Genomic DNA, 12477 nt, shown 5'->3' with positions numbered 1-12477 from the left:
GAGGTGGCGGAGGCCCCCGCTCGGGCGGGCACGGCGAGCGGCGCCGGCGCATTGTCCGGCGCGGCGCATCGGGGCAGCCCATTTCGACACCCCGGAAGCAGCCCCGGCGCGGCGCCTCCCGGATGATCGTCTCCTGTCATCGGCATCATGCACCGGCACCGGCACCGCGAAGGGCTCCGTGCGGGTGCGTCCGTCGTCTCGAACCGGGGAGTGTGAGGCCATGTCGGCCGGAATCAAGGTGCGTGCGGTCCGCGCGGAGGACTTCGCCCAGTGGCGCGCCCTCTACCGCGGGTACGCCGACTTCTACCGGGTCGAGCAGACCGAGGAGATGGCCGTGCGCGTGTGGTCGTGGGTGAACGACCCCGACCACGAGGTGCAGGCCCTCGTCGCCGAAGACGGCGACGGCCGACTGGTCGGCCTGGCCCACTACCGGCCGTTCGCGCGGCCCCTGTCGGCCACGGTCGGCTGCTTCCTCGACGACCTCTTCGTCGACCCCGCCGGGCGCGGCTCCGGCGCGGCGGATCTGCTGCTCGCCCGGCTGCGCGAGATCGCCGCCGAGCGCGGCTGGAGCGTGGTGCGCTGGATCACCGCCGACGACAACTACCGGGCGCGCGGCAAGTACGACCGGGTGGCCACCCGGACCATGTGGGTCACGTACGACATGGCCCCGGGAAGCTGACCCCCGGGCCTCCGTTCGGGTGATCACGGCCGTGGTGGCTCCCGGCCGGACCGGCGGCTGCGAAGAATCTCCAGGCGGAGGCATCCCCCTTCCCTGCCTCCCGGAAGGAGCAGCAGCGATGCCGGGCTTCGCGGACCCCGTGCCGGCGCGGGGAGGCTGACCCATTCCCCCGGCCGCCCCCTCCGCCGATCTGCCCACCCTCGGTGCGGTCCTCAGGACGCCGCACGTCGCGAGGCTGCTCACCGGCGCCCTGCTCGGGCGGCTGCCCTCGGGCATGGCGCCCCTCGCCCTGGTCCTGTGGGCCGCGCAGGCGGCGGGATCGGTCGGGTTCGGCGGTCTGCTCAGCGCGGTGTACGTGCTCGCGTCGGCCCTCGTCCAGCCCGTCAAGGGGCGGCTGCTGGACCGGTACGGGTGCGTCCGGACCATCGGCCCGTCAGCCGCCGTCCACGCCGGCTGCCTTTGGCTGCTGGTGTACGCACCCGGGGCGGGCCGCCTCTCCGCCGTGGCGGCGGTGGTCGTGGCGGGGGCCTGCACGCCGCCGCTGGAGACGAGCCTGCGGACCCTCTGGCCGGCCCTGCTCGCCTGCCCGGAGCAGCAGCGAACGGCCCTGGGGCTCGACATCGGCTCCCAGGGGCTGCTCTACGTCGCCGGACCGCTGCTGACCACCGCGCTCGCCGCGGCCCACGGCCCGGCGGCGGCCGTCGCGGCGACCGGCCTGGCGAGCCTGGCCGGCACCCTCCTCGTCCTCACCTCGCCCTTCCACCGCCGCAGGGCCGCGCCCGGGCCCGTCCCGCGCGGGGGTGTGCCGCCCGGTCGCCTGCCGGCGCGGGACATGGTCACGCTGTACCTGGCGCTCGCCGGTACCGGGTCGGCCATCGGCTCGATGAACGTGTGGGCCGTCTCCGCGGCCGACAGCCTGCACTGGCCCGCCCTGGCGGGGCTGATTCCGGCCGCCTTCTCCGCGTCCGCGTTCCTCGGGGGCCTGGCGTACGGGTGGGGCGCCCGCCGCGGGGTGCCGCTGCGGCAGCTGCGGCTGTCCGCGGCCGCGTTCTTCGCGGGGTGGATCCCCCTGGCGTGCCTCGACGGACCGCATCCGGGTGTCGGTGCCGTCGCCGCCGTCACCGTGCCCGGGCTGTTCCTGACGCCGGTGGTGGGCTCCGCCTTCCTGGCCCTCGGCCGCCGCACCCCGAGGCGCCGCGCCAACGAGGTCAACGCCTGGCTCGTCCAGTCGATGGGGGTGGGCAGCGCGATCGGCAGCGTCGTCGCCGGGAGCCTCGCCGCGCGGCCGGCCGCCGGGGCGGTCGTGCCCGCCGCCGCGGCCGCCGCCACCCTGGTCTGCCTCGCCGTGGGGGCGCGGCTCAGGCCGGTACGGCCCGGCGCACCCCGTTGAGCCGGGTCCGGGCTGTGACTCCGCACACCCTCCCTTGACCTGGGAAAGAAGGCATACCTAAGTTCCTGGGGTATGGCCCCCCACGACCCGCCCCGCGACCCCGCCGGCATACCTGACGCCCAGGGGACGATCGGCTTCGACATCGACTTCGCCGCGCACGAGATGCTGCGGCGCGCCCAGATCCTCGACGCACTCGGGCCCGACTGGGACCCGGTCGAGGTCATGCGCGGCGAGGAGGAGGCGTACGACCTGCTGTACTCCGGCCTCGACGCCGAGCAGCAGCGGGTGTACGAGGACCTCGTCGCGGCCGGAGTGCTCCCCCGGCGCGAAGGCGGCGGACATGCTTCCGCTTGACCCGCAGGCCGACCCCGGCCGCCGGGCCTGGGTGACCTGCCCCAACTGCAACGACGCCCGCGGCTGCGAGCCGTGCGCCACGGGGCGGACGTGCTCGCAGCACTGGCGGTACCTGCTGACGAACACCGGCAGCCTGCTGCACCTCCAGTGCCCGGGGTGCACCCACGTCTGGGTGCACGAGAGCGGCTTCGGCGCGACCCGTTCCGTGCGGAACGGGCTCACCGGCTGACCGCTTCCGCCGCGGCCGGTTAGCCGGTCGTGGCGCGGTCCGGGGTCAGTGGGGGATCCCGTCGATCAGTTCGCGTGCGCCCTGGCGGAGCAGGGCGACGGCGACGGACGTGCCGAGCGTGGCCGGATCGAGCGGTCCGGCCCATTCGTGTGCCCGCAGCACCCGCTTGCCGTCCGGGGTGAACACCTTCGCGTACAGCGCGAGCTCGCCGTCGCGCTCGGTGGACGCGTAGCCGGCGATCGGCGCGTTGCAGTGGCCCTGGAGCACGTGCAGGAGCATGCGCTCGGCGGTGGCCTCGCGGTGCGTGGCCGGGTCGCCGAGGCCGCTCACCGTCTCGATCAGCGCGGTGTCGTCCTCACGGCACTGGAGGGCGAGGATGCCGGCGCCGATCGGCGGGCACATCCTCTGCGGTGACAGGACCTCGCTGATGGCGTCCGCGCGGCCGATCCGCTCCAGGCCGGAGACGGCGAGGAGGAGGGCGTCGGCCTCGCCCGCCGCGAGCTTGTCGAGCCGGCGGTTGGCGTTGCCGCGGATCGGTACGCAGGTCAGGTGCGGGTGGCTCGCGGCCAGCTGGGCGGTGCGGCGGACGGAGGACGTGCCGATGCGCGCGCCGGCCGGAAGCTCGTCGAGGGTGAGCCCCGCGGGATGGACGAGCGCGTCGCGCACGTCGTCGCGCTTCAGGAACGCGGCGAAGGCGGTGCCGGCGGGCAGCGGGCGGTCCGCGGGGATGTCCTTGACACAGTGGACGGCGAGATCGGCTTCCCCGGCCAGCAGCGCGGCGTCCACCTCCTTGGTGAAGGCGCCCTTGCCGTCGACGGCGGCGAGGTCCCCCATCCACTTGTCCCCGGTGGTCTTGACGGCGACGACCTCGGTGGCGGTGTGCGGGTGGAGCACGGCCAGTTCTCTGCGGACGCGCTCCACCTGGGCGAGGGCCATGGGCGAGTCCCGGGACACGATGCGGATCAACTCAGCGGCGGACATGGCGGCCACCCTAGCCCCTGGGAAGGGGCCGCCGTGCCGCCCGGGCGCCCAACCTCCGTGCCGGGTCGGTGAATTGCCTGGCAGCACCGGGGCGGGGGCGTTCGGCTCGAGCGATTGACCACTCATTTCTGTTGACGGAGGGATGCCCGGTCGCGCGGCGGTGGATGGTGGCCGACCGTGGTCCGCGCCGCCCTGGAGGCCGCCGTGCCGCTGCGGCTGTACGACCTGCTGCGCGACCGGGGGCACGTGCTGGTCCTCTGCGCCGACTCCGGCGAGGCGCTGGGCGCGTGCGTCGAACTCGCCGCCGGGGCCCGCCGGTCGGCCGGCAGCGGGGGTTCGGGCGACATCCCGGCCGCCCTGGTCGTCCTCGCCCCGCCCGGCGGCGACCCGGCCGGCGCCGGGGACGGCGGACCGCTGCCGGTCTACCTCGACGGCCGCGGCGAGTTCCGCCGGATGTACCAGACCGCCGGCTCGGCGGCCTTCCTCGTACGCCCGGACGGCTACCTGGGCACGCGCACCGCCCCGGTCACGGCGCCGGACGGCGGCCGCGGCACTCGCGGCCCACCTGGCGCGCGTCCACCGGGTGTGACCTGCGGCCCGCCAGGCCCGCGCGGGCCGTGCGCGGGGGACGGATCCGCGCGCCGGATCGCGTTGCCTCGGAGGGGCGGTGCCCAAGGGCAGGGACGCAGGCGTCACCGGCGGGTCGCGGGGCATCGGCCGGGCCGTCGTCCGTGGATCACCGGCCGGAACCCGCCGGCGACGGGCGGGCGGGCCTACGACCGGTCTGGTCCTGTGGGTGTGGGGTCGGCGAGGAGCTCCCGGACGACGCGGCGCGCGGTGGCCGTCATCGCCGGGTTCGTGTCCCGGTAGTAGTTCAGCTCGAGGAGGGCGACCGACAGCGCCCAGCCGCGGCCGCGCGCCCAGGCTGCGTCGTCCACGTTCGCGGCGGCCCGGAAGGCGTCCCGTGCCCCGGCCGGGAGGACGTACCACGCCGCGATCAGGTCGACGGCGGGGTCGCCCACACCCGTGCAGCCGAAGTCGATGACCGCGCCGAGCCGGTCCCCGGCCAGGAGCAGGTTCCCGGGTTGCAGGTCCGCGTGGATCCAGACGGGCGGACCGGGCCACTCCGGCGCCCGCAGGGCGGCCTCCCAGGCGGCGGTCACCGCGGCGGGGTCGGCGTCGATGTCGGCGGGGGTCCGCAGGCCCGCGATCGCGGTACGGGTGGCGGCGTCCCGCGCGGCCAGGGTTTCGCTGCGGTAGGAGGCGGGCCCGCCGGCGGGGTCGATCCGGCGCAGGGCGGCGACGAAGCCGCCCAGGTCCCGGGCGAGCCGGTCGGGGTCGGCGATCCGGCCGGCGGCCGGGACCTCGCCGTCGAGCCAGCGGTACACGGCCCAGGGGAAGGGGTAGCCCTCGCCCGGCGCGCCCTCGCCCAGCGGCTCGGGAACGGGGACCGGGAGCGACGGCGCGAGCCGGGGCAGCCAGGTGCACTCCCGCTCGATGTCCTCGGCGGCGCCCGCGGTGCGGGGCAGGCGTACGACCATCCGGTCGCCGAGCCGGTACATCACGTGCGTGGTGCCGTGCGAGTCGACCGGCTTCACGGGCAGACCCGCCCAGCGCGGGAACTGCGCCGCGATCAGGCGGTGGACCAGCGCGGTGTCGGTGTCCGGCTCGTCGGGGTGCATCTTGGCTGCGGGCACGGGTCCCTTTCCGGCAGTGGGGAGTTGCGCGTACCCGGCCATCCGAGCGCCTCCTCGCCCCGCCCGTCAACGCATTTCCCAGGGGACCGGTGCCGGCTGCCCGTCAGCTGCCGCCCTTGGCCTCGGAGTCCCAGACGAGGGTTGCGGCGCGCACCACCCTGCTGTGCTGGCCGCCCATCCGGCCGGTGCAGCGCACCAGGTAGGAGCCGTCGAGCTGGCGGTAGACGAGCCGGCGGCGCTCCTGGAGGAAGGTCCCCACGATCATGGTGCGCGCGGCCTGTTCCAGAGCCCGTTCGGCCTCCTCCCGGGTGCCCTCGAACGCGCTGAGGGTCTCCAACTGCCCGCCGTCGTCCCCGTGGGACTCCGAGAGCTTCTCCGCGGTGATGATCCAGCGGTGGCGCTGTACGCCGTCTTCCATGGACTCCCCCTGGTCCCGTGCCCCTGGTCCCCGGCCCCTGGTCCGCGTCCCGGTCGCCGCCGTTGACGGGCAGGGTACCCGCCGGCCGGCGGGGTGGCGAGCGAACCGACCGCCGGCCGGCGGCCAGTGGCCCGGGCGCCCGCGCCAAGTCCGGTGCGTGGGCAGTCGGTTGAACTGCCGGGCGGGGCGGGACGGCGGTGCATATGCTCCGTCCGTGCGCCGGTTGCGGCGCGTGTCCGAATGCCTCGCGAGCGTAAGGGGACCGCCCCGTGAGTGTCCGAATTCAACCCTCCTCCCAGGTCGACGAGACTGCCGAACTCGGGGACGGGACCACCATCTGGGATCTGGCGCAAGTGCGGGAGAAGGCACGGCTCGGCAGCGACTGCATCGTGGGGCGGGGGGCGTACGTCGGACCCGGTGTGCGGATCGGGGACCGGGTGAAGCTCCAGAACTACGCCCTCGTCTACGAACCCGCCGAGCTCGGCGACGGGGTGTTCATCGGCCCGGCCGCCGTGCTCACCAACGACTTCTACCCGCGGGCCGTCGACCCCGACGGCCGGCTCAAGCGCGGCGACGACTGGGAGGCCGCCGGGGTGGTGGTGGCCGAGGGGGCCTCCCTGGGCGCCCGGTCGGTATGCGTGGCCGGCGTCCGCATCGGGCGGTGGGCGCTGGTCGCGGCCGGGGCGGTGGTGTCCCGGGACGTACCCGACTTCGCCCTCGTGGCGGGGGTGCCGGCCCGGCGGATCGGCTGGGTGGGCCGGGCCGGGGTCCGCCTGGTGGAGCGCGAGGGCGAGCCGGGCGTGTGGGAGTGCCCGCGTACCGGCGCGAGGTACGAGGAGGCGGCCGGGGTGCTGGCCGAGCGGGACGACCGGCCGGAGAAGGGCTGAAGTCCGGGCCTGCGGGCACGGCCGGACCGGGCCCCGGACGGCCTGCGGGCACGGCCGGACCGGGCCCGGACGCCGGGCCCGAAACAGAGGCCGGAGGCCGGCCCGGGAAGCCCGGCTGACGGGCCGTCGGAATTTGGGCCACCGGCATTTCCTCAAAACCGCAATCAACGAACACCCTTGGGCATACCTTGTCCCTGTACACGGGTTCTGAGCAGGCAACAGGCTTTGTTCAGTGGGGGGTTGTACACGGCGGGGGCATCGCGGACGAGGTGGCGGCAGGCGCGCTGACGCGCCTGCACGGCGCTGCCGTCCGCGCGTGCTCCGGTCCGGGGTATCGCTGGGGGGATCCAGTGGGCGGCCCCGGACGGCCGCGTCTCGGGGGCGATCACACCGTCACCGCCGACGCGCGCGCCGTCATGCGCGCTCCCCTCCCCGGAACGGCGATTCAGAGGGGGTAGGTGTGGTGGAGCCGTACAGCCCGGCCCTGCAACAGGGGTCCGGCCGAGGGGCGCGGGGCACCCGGGAAGCCGGGGTGGGGACCCGGTGACCGCAGTACGATTAGGAGCACTGGCACACGAGGACCCGTCGCTGCACGCGCTCGCCGAGCGCCTGCTCGCGCTCGCCGAGACGGGCCTGCCGCAGATGTACCTGCCGGGCCCGGAGACCTTCGTCTTCACCCGGGTGGGAACGGCCGCAGCCGACGGCACCCGCCGCGTCGAGCGGCGCGGGACCAGCACCCGGTACGCGGCCATCACCGCCCTCGGCGCGCAGTACCTGCCCGAGGACCGGCAGCAGGCCGTGTTCGGCGGCCACACCGCCGCCGCGTTCACGAACCTGCTGGTGGAGCGGCTGCCCGGGGTCGGCAACCTGGGCGACGCTGCGCTCATCGCCTGGGCCGCCGCCGAGACCGGCCACCCCAAGCTGGGCGACGCCCTCGCCCGGGTGGCCGCCCTGGACGACCCCGGCCGGCCGCAGTACACCGTCGAGGCGGCCTGGGTGCTCTCCGCCCTCGTCGCCGCCCGGAAGACCGTCGACGTGGAGGACCGCCTGGCGGCCGCCCGCGACCGCCTGCTGGGGTCCAGGGCGACCACCGACAGCCCGCTGTTCCCGCACGCCACCGCCCCCGGGCTGGTCCCCGGCTACCGCTCCCACGTGGCCTGCTTCGCCGACCAGACCTACCCGATCCAAGCGCTGGCCCGGCTCCACGCCAGCGGCCCCGACCCGGAGGCCCTCCGCGCCGCGAACATGTGCGCCGCCCGGATCTGCACCCTCCAGGGGGACGGCGGGCAGTGGTGGTGGCACTATGACGCCCGCACCGGCGGCATGGTGGAGGGCTACCCGGTGTACAGCGTTCACCAGCACGCCATGGCCCCGACCGCCCTGTTCGACCTGGCGGACGCGGGCGGCACCGACTTCGGCGCCGCCATCCGCCGCGGCCTCGGCTGGATGACGGCCGTACCCGAGATCAGCAGGCCCGACGGCACCCCCCGCGAGCCCATGATCCGGGAGGACTACGGCGTCACCTGGCGCAAGGTCTACCGCGGCGACCCCGCCAAGGCCGTCCGGGCCGCCCGCGGACTCACCACCCGGCTGGCCCCGAAGGCGCGGCTGGCCCCGCTCGACCGGCTGTTCCGCCCGCTCTCGGTGGACCGCGAGTGCAGGCCGTACGAGTTCGGCTGGCTGCTGCACGCCTGGCTGGGGGGAGTCCAGAGATGAGCCGACGGCAGTCCCTCTTCGGGGTCGCACTCGACGCCCTGACCATGGACGAGACCGTGCAGCGCTGCCTCGACGCGGTACGCCGCGGCGAGCGGATCGAGATCGGCATGGTCAACGCCGCCAAACTGGTCGCCATGCGCCGGGACCCCCGCCTCGCCGTGGCGGTCTCCGGCTGCGACCTCGTCCTGGCCGACGGGCAGGCGGTGGTGTGGGCCGGCCGCGTACTCGGCGTACGGCTGCCCGAACGGGTCGCGGGCATCGACCTGTTCATGCGGCTGCTCGCCGCCGCCGAAACCGCGGACATCCCGGTCTACCTGCTCGGCGCCCGGCAGGACGTACTGGAGCTGATGCTCCGCCGGATCGCCGAGCGGTTCCCGAAGCTGCGCGTCGCCGGCAGCCGCAACGGCTACTTCGACGACTCCGAGCAGCCCGACATCGCCGACTCCGTCGCGGACAGCGGAGCACAACTGCTGTTCCTCGGCATGACCTCGCCCAAGAAGGAGATGTTCACCGCCGGCTACGGCAAGCGCACCGGCGCCCACGTGGTGCACGGCGTCGGCGGCTCCTTCGACATCCTGGCCGGCATCACCAAGCGGGCCCCGCTGGCCTGGCAGCGCATGGGGCTCGAATGGTTCTACCGCACCCTCCAGGAGCCGCGGCGCCTGGGCAAGCGCTACCTCACCACCAATGCCGCCTTCCTGGCCATGACGGCCCGGGAGCTCATCCGCCGCACACCGTCTGCTGCCGGTTCCGCGAACAGGAGTTGCTGATGCGCGTAGTCGTCGTGGGACAGGGATACGTCGGCCTTCCGCTGGCCATCAGGGCCGCCGAGGTCGGGCACCAGGTGATCGGGTACGACGTGGACACGCAGCGGGTCAAGAGGCTCGCCGCCGGCGAGTCCTACGTGGAGGACGTCTCCTCCGAGCGGATCAACCGGGCGCTGGAACGGGGCACCTACCGGCCCAGCGACCAGGCGCGCGACTGCGGCGGCTTCGACGTCGCCGTCGTCACCGTCCCCACCCCGTTGCACGAAGGCGCCCCCGACCTCAGCTACATCGAGGAGTCGGCACACACCCTGGCCCGCTTCCTGCGGCCCGGCGCGACCGTCGTCCTGGAGTCCACCACCTACCCGGGCACCACCGAGGAGCTGTTCGGCCCCATCCTGGAAAACGGCTCGGGCCTCACCGCCGGCACCGACTTCCACCTCGGCTACAGCCCGGAGCGCATCGACCCCGGCAACGCCGTCTGGGGCTTCCGGCAGACCCCCAAGGTCGTCTCCGGCGTCGACGCCGCCTCCCTCAAGGCGGTGGAGGAGTTCTACGGGGGCCTCGTCGACAAGACGGTGCCGGTGCGCTCCCCCAAGGAGGCCGAGCTGGCGAAACTCCTGGAGAACACCTTCCGGCACGTGAACATCGCCCTCGTCAACGAGATAGCCATGTTCGCCCGCCACCTCGACATCGACGTGTGGCAGGCCATCGAGGCGGCGTCCAGCAAGCCGTTCGGCTTCATGAAGTTCACCCCCGGGCCCGGGGTCGGCGGCCACTGCCTGCCCATCGACCCGTCGTACCTGTCCTGGCGGGTGCAGCGCGAACTGGGGCAGAGCTTCCGCTTCGTCGAACTGGCCAACGACATCAACAACCACATGCCCGAGTACGTCACGCGCCGCGTCATCGACGCCCTCAACGCCCGGCGCCGCTCGGTCAACGGCTCCCGGATCCTGCTCCTGGGGCTCGCGTACAAGAAGAACACCGGCGACGCCCGGGAGTCGCCGGCGGTACGCATCTCCCAGCTGCTCCTCGACATGGGGGCCAGGGTCCGCGCGGCCGACCCCCACGTGGTGGAGAGCATCAAGGTCGACGCCCGGCTCGTACGCGTGGAGCCGACCCGCCGGGAGCTGGCCGCCGCCGACGTGGTCGTCCTGCTCACCGACCACGACTCCTTCGACTACGCGATGGTCACCGAGCACGCCTCCTTCGTCCTCGACTGCCGCAACCGGCTGTCCGGACCCGCGGTGGAGGTGCTCTGACGCCATGGCCCGGACCAGGATCGTCTGCGTGGCCGGAGCACGGCCCAACTACATGAAGATCAAACCGGTGATGGACGCGCTGGAACGCCGCGGCGCGGAGGTGGTCCTCGTCCACACCGGCCAGCACTACGACGAGTCCATGAACGACGTCTTCTTCCGCGACCTCGGCATCCGGCCCCCCGACCGGTACCTCGGCGCCGGGTCCGGGACGCACGCCCAGCAGACCGGCCGGGTGATGGCGGCCTTCGAGCCACTGCTGGAGGAGCTGTCCCCGGACGCGGTCGTGGTCGTCGGCGACATCAACTCCACGCTGGCCTGCGCCCTGGTCACCGCGAAGGCGGGCCCGCTGCTCGCCCACGTGGAGGCGGGCCTGCGCAGCCGGGACTGGAGCATGCCCGAGGAGGTCAACCGGGTCGCCACCGACCGGGTCAGCGACTACCTGCTGGCCCCCTCGCCCGACGCGGCCGCGAACCTGCGGGCGGAGGGGTACCGCGAGGACCAGATCCACGTCGTCGGAAACGTCATGATCGACACGCTCCTCGCCAACCTGGAACGGGCCCGCGCCTCGGACGTCCTCGACCGGTACGGGCTCACCCGCGGCGGCTACGGCCTGGTCACCCTGCACCGGCCCGCCAACGTGGACGACCCCGACGCCCTGCGCGGCCTGCTGAAGGCCCTCGGCGAGATCGCCGGCCGCTGCCCGCTGCTGCTGCCCGTGCACCCGCGGGCCGCGCAGCGGCTGGCCGCGATCGGCGTCCCGGGCGGCATCCGGCCGGTCCCGGCCGCCGGATACCTGGACTTCATCGCGCTCCAGGACGGGGCGCGGGTCGTGCTCACCGACTCCGGGGGCGTCCAGGAGGAGACCACCGCGCTGGGCGTGCCCTGTGTGACCCTGCGGGAGAACACCGAGCGCCCCGTCACCGTCGAGGAGGGCACGAACGTCCTCGCGGGCACCGACCCGGACCGCATCACGGCCACCGTCAACCGGGTGCTCGACGACCCGCCGGCGCCCCGCTGCCCCGCGCTGTGGGACGGGCAGGCGAGCGAACGCATCGCCCGGGTCCTGCTGGAGGGCGGGACCGCGCACACCCGGCTCAGACCCACCGACCTCGTCCCGGGCACCGCGCCCGTCGTCTAGCCCCGACGCGGGCCAGGCCGCGAGGGGGAAGACCGTGACTCCTCCCCCTCGTCGCCGAGAAGGCTTCTCACTCAGGCCCGAAAGCCCGCATGACGGCCAAGCCCTGACCGCTCCCGAAGAAGAGCCGCAGCGTACTACCGGTTCTCCGCGCGTACACCCCAAGTAATCGATTCCCCCACGGGCCAAGGTCGGTGGTTCATTCGAAAGGAGAATGATGGATCTCGCGGAGATCTGGCGGGTCATGCGCAGGCGCTGGTACGTCCTGCTGCCCGGACTGCTGATCACGGCCGCGCTCACGACAGGCGTGTACCTGCTGGTCCCGGTGGAGTACCGGTCCCAGAGCACGGTCACCCTGCTGAACTCCAAGAAGGCCACGGTGGCCTTCGACGGCAACCCCTTCCTGAGCACCCAGGCCTCGCTCACCGGGATGGCCGACGGCCTGGCCCGCAACCTCAACTCCGACGACTCGAAGGCCGGCCTCAAGGCGCAGGGGCTCACCGGCGCGTACGAGGCGAAGATCGCCGACAACGCCCAGGGGCCGTTCATGTGGCTGACCGTCACCGGGACCAACCCGGCGGCCGTCCTGAAGTCGGACCAGATCCTGACCGCGTACGCCGAGAAGCGGCTTCAGGAGTTCCAGGCCCAGCAGCAGGTGAACCCGGAGGCCATGATCCGCATGGCGACGATCGTCCCGCCGCAGAAGCCGGAGGCGCAGACCAAGACCCGGCTCCAGTACCTCGTCATGGTGGGTGCGCTGGGCTTCGTGCTCAGCCTGGCGGCGACCTTCTTCGTGGAGGCCCGCCGCCGCACGCCCGCCAAGCCGGGCCGGCACCGGCCCGCCGCACCCGAGGCCGGGGGGGGGGGGGGGGGGGGGAACGGAGGGGAGGAAGGGGCGGAGGGGAGAGCAGGAGACGGGGGGGGGAACGGGGAAGAGACAGACAAGGAGGGGTCCGGCAAGACGG

At 74.1% G+C, this 12477-nt stretch carries 14 protein-coding genes; 11 read left to right on the top strand and 3 right to left on the bottom strand.

Annotated elements, in window-relative coordinates; genetic code table 11:
• The first annotated feature begins 220 nt into the window (after positions 1-220).
• From AC068A_RS30705 to AC068A_RS30690, 4 genes are all read left to right on the top strand, one after another.
• A complete protein-coding gene (locus AC068A_RS30705) occupies positions 221-679 on the top strand; it encodes an N-acetyltransferase family protein (RefSeq protein ID WP_478589532.1) in 459 nt (152 codons plus the stop codon).
• Positions 680-842: 163 nt separating this feature from the next.
• Positions 843-2069 (top strand): MFS transporter, encoded by a 1227-nt coding sequence (locus AC068A_RS30700; RefSeq protein ID WP_478589561.1) that lies wholly within the window; start codon positions 843-845, stop codon positions 2067-2069.
• Between the two features lie 72 nt (positions 2070-2141).
• Entirely contained in the window at positions 2142-2423 is a 282-nt protein-coding gene (locus tag AC068A_RS30695) for a DUF6400 family protein (protein WP_478589531.1), read from the top strand.
• Complete coding sequence (locus AC068A_RS30690; protein ID WP_478589530.1) at positions 2410-2652, top strand: hypothetical protein; 243 nt, start codon at positions 2410-2412, stop codon at positions 2650-2652. The genes AC068A_RS30695 and AC068A_RS30690 overlap by 14 nt, the downstream gene beginning before the upstream one ends.
• 45 nt (positions 2653-2697) lie before the next feature.
• Here AC068A_RS30690 and hemC read toward each other — a convergent pair whose 3' ends face one another.
• Positions 2698-3633: a hydroxymethylbilane synthase gene (gene hemC, locus AC068A_RS30685; RefSeq protein WP_478589529.1), complete on the bottom strand. Its 936-nt coding sequence runs from the start codon at positions 3631-3633 to the stop codon at positions 2698-2700.
• Between the two features lie 177 nt (positions 3634-3810).
• Here hemC and AC068A_RS30680 point away from each other — a divergent pair, with 177 nt between their 5' ends.
• Positions 3811-4503, top strand: a complete 693-nt coding sequence (locus AC068A_RS30680) for a hypothetical protein (RefSeq protein WP_478589528.1) — start codon at positions 3811-3813, stop codon at positions 4501-4503.
• Here the strand turns inward: AC068A_RS30680 and AC068A_RS30675 are convergent.
• The gene (locus AC068A_RS30675) at positions 4407-5315 is read right to left on the bottom strand and encodes an aminoglycoside phosphotransferase family protein (RefSeq protein ID WP_478589560.1); all 909 of its coding nucleotides are present in this window, start codon (positions 5313-5315) and stop codon (positions 4407-4409) included. The genes AC068A_RS30680 and AC068A_RS30675 overlap by 97 nt on opposite strands.
• A gap of 118 nt (positions 5316-5433) precedes the next feature.
• Positions 5434-5748, bottom strand: coding sequence for a hypothetical protein (locus AC068A_RS30670; RefSeq protein ID WP_478589527.1), 315 nt, complete (start codon positions 5746-5748; stop codon positions 5434-5436).
• A gap of 269 nt (positions 5749-6017) precedes the next feature.
• Here AC068A_RS30670 and AC068A_RS30665 point away from each other — a divergent pair, with 269 nt between their 5' ends.
• The 6 genes from AC068A_RS30665 to AC068A_RS30640 form a co-directional block, all read left to right on the top strand.
• Complete coding sequence (locus tag AC068A_RS30665) at positions 6018-6635, top strand: acyltransferase (RefSeq protein ID WP_478589526.1); 618 nt, start codon at positions 6018-6020, stop codon at positions 6633-6635.
• A 543-nt stretch (positions 6636-7178) separates the two neighbouring features.
• The gene (locus AC068A_RS30660; protein WP_478589525.1) at positions 7179-8351 is read left to right on the top strand and encodes a hypothetical protein; all 1173 of its coding nucleotides are present in this window, start codon (positions 7179-7181) and stop codon (positions 8349-8351) included.
• Positions 8348-9121, top strand: a complete 774-nt coding sequence (locus AC068A_RS30655; protein WP_478589524.1) for a WecB/TagA/CpsF family glycosyltransferase — start codon at positions 8348-8350, stop codon at positions 9119-9121. The genes AC068A_RS30660 and AC068A_RS30655 overlap by 4 nt, the downstream gene beginning before the upstream one ends.
• A complete protein-coding gene (locus AC068A_RS30650) occupies positions 9121-10377 on the top strand; it encodes a nucleotide sugar dehydrogenase (protein ID WP_478589523.1) in 1257 nt (418 codons plus the stop codon). Before AC068A_RS30655 ends, AC068A_RS30650 begins: the two co-directional genes overlap by 1 nt.
• Positions 10378-10381: 4 nt before the next feature.
• On the top strand, positions 10382-11515 hold the full coding sequence (wecB, locus tag AC068A_RS30645) for a non-hydrolyzing UDP-N-acetylglucosamine 2-epimerase (protein ID WP_478589522.1): 1134 nt from the start codon (positions 10382-10384) through the stop codon (positions 11513-11515).
• 214 nt (positions 11516-11729) lie between these two features.
• The coding region (locus AC068A_RS30640) for a YveK family protein (RefSeq protein WP_478589521.1) at positions 11730-12477 on the top strand (748 nt) is incomplete at its 3' end.

It is taken from the genome of Streptomyces sp. NPDC043854 (genome assembly GCF_056436005.1).
The sequence above is the reverse complement of the archived record's forward strand: the minus strand, read 5'-3'. Positions and strand labels throughout refer to the sequence as shown.

Bases quoted from the DNA above. Each gene is read 5' to 3' on its own strand.
- AC068A_RS30705 (WP_478589532.1), top strand. From the start codon at position 221: ATGTCGGCCGGAATCAAGGTGCGTGCGGTCCGCGCGGAGGACTTCGCC.
- AC068A_RS30695 (WP_478589531.1), top strand. From the start codon at position 2,142: ATGGCCCCCCACGACCCGCCCCGCGACCCCGCCGGCATACCTGACGCC.
- AC068A_RS30690 (WP_478589530.1), top strand. From the start codon at position 2,410: ATGCTTCCGCTTGACCCGCAGGCCGACCCCGGCCGCCGGGCCTGGGTG.
- hemC (WP_478589529.1), bottom strand. From the start codon at position 3,633: ATGTCCGCCGCTGAGTTGATCCGCATCGTGTCCCGGGACTCGCCCATG.
- AC068A_RS30675 (WP_478589560.1), bottom strand. From the start codon at position 5,315: ATGCACCCCGACGAGCCGGACACCGACACCGCGCTGGTCCACCGCCTG.
- AC068A_RS30670 (WP_478589527.1), bottom strand. From the start codon at position 5,748: ATGGAAGACGGCGTACAGCGCCACCGCTGGATCATCACCGCGGAGAAG.
- AC068A_RS30655 (WP_478589524.1), top strand. From the start codon at position 8,348: ATGAGCCGACGGCAGTCCCTCTTCGGGGTCGCACTCGACGCCCTGACC.
- AC068A_RS30650 (WP_478589523.1), top strand. From the start codon at position 9,121: ATGCGCGTAGTCGTCGTGGGACAGGGATACGTCGGCCTTCCGCTGGCC.
- wecB (WP_478589522.1), top strand. From the start codon at position 10,382: ATGGCCCGGACCAGGATCGTCTGCGTGGCCGGAGCACGGCCCAACTAC.